The 904-nt window shown below is 32.4% G+C and carries 1 protein-coding gene; it reads right to left on the bottom strand.

Features of this window, described 5'->3' with window-relative positions:
- Window positions 1-167 precede the first annotated feature (167 nt).
- Window positions 168-788 (bottom strand): hypothetical protein, encoded by a 621-nt coding sequence (locus tag ACE1ET_RS20495; protein ID WP_375730294.1) that lies wholly within the window; start codon window positions 786-788, stop codon window positions 168-170.
- Between the last annotated feature and the right edge of the window lie 116 nt (window positions 789-904).

A 904-nucleotide genomic window follows, 5' to 3' on the forward strand; every position in this document is an offset into this window, starting at 1 on the left:
AGGGTGGAAGCCAGTTTAAAATAATCAAACAACTAATCCCGGTATTAAATACAACGTTCCCGCGGTATGGTGTCGTGGCAGTTTCTTTCACCCGTGAAAGGAACTGTCAGGACGAAAGGAGCCGACAGCGAACGTTGAATTATTTGGTTTAAAAGTACTGCCATGCACTATGACCGCGTGTTAGTGGCTGGGCTTTTTAATCTTATTTCTATTATTCCATATCCAACTAATAATATAGCTCCTAAGTATCCAATCAATATGAATTCCGTTTTATTAATATCCAGCACCAAAATAGAAATGTATTTTATTAATATGAGCATTAATCCAAATAATCCAATTAGTCGGCTAGTGTTTTTAATAAGTTTATATTTTGCAACTTTATAAAAGTCAAAAAGTTGAGAATTTTGTTTGTCAAGGTTTGCAGAATTACGAAAGTACCTAGTTGCTTTATAATATTTCTTTTTATTAAAGTTGTCTATAGCTATATTGTAAATCAATAATTTGAAATAAGAATCTGTTTTTAAATCATAGTTATAGAGTAAAGAGTATTTTTTAAATCCTCTCAGCGTTGGTTGCAAGATATTGTTTATCAGTTCATATTCTTTCTCTTTATATGCTGAGTTTATTATTTCTGATAGCATCCAAATTTTTTTAAGCCCAATCACATCATCAAAAAGCTTATTTGAAGAAAAATAGTCTTTATTTTCAGAATAGAAATTTATAAATGAAGAGTAATCTTCACTTTTAATCTCCATAAATTCCTTATTAATTTCTTCAGCGTTTTTCATTCATTGATTAGTATGAACAATCTTTTCAGCCTTGCCACTAACGTTCCCGCAGTATGCTGTCGTGGCAGTTTCTTTCCGACGGGAAAGGAACTGTCAGGACGAAATAGCCCGACTGC

The sequence above is a fragment of the Quyinboa mangrovi genome, from assembly GCF_042219825.1.
In the GTDB taxonomy this organism is placed as follows: domain Bacteria; phylum Bacteroidota; class Bacteroidia; order Bacteroidales; family UBA5342; genus JBHJHP01.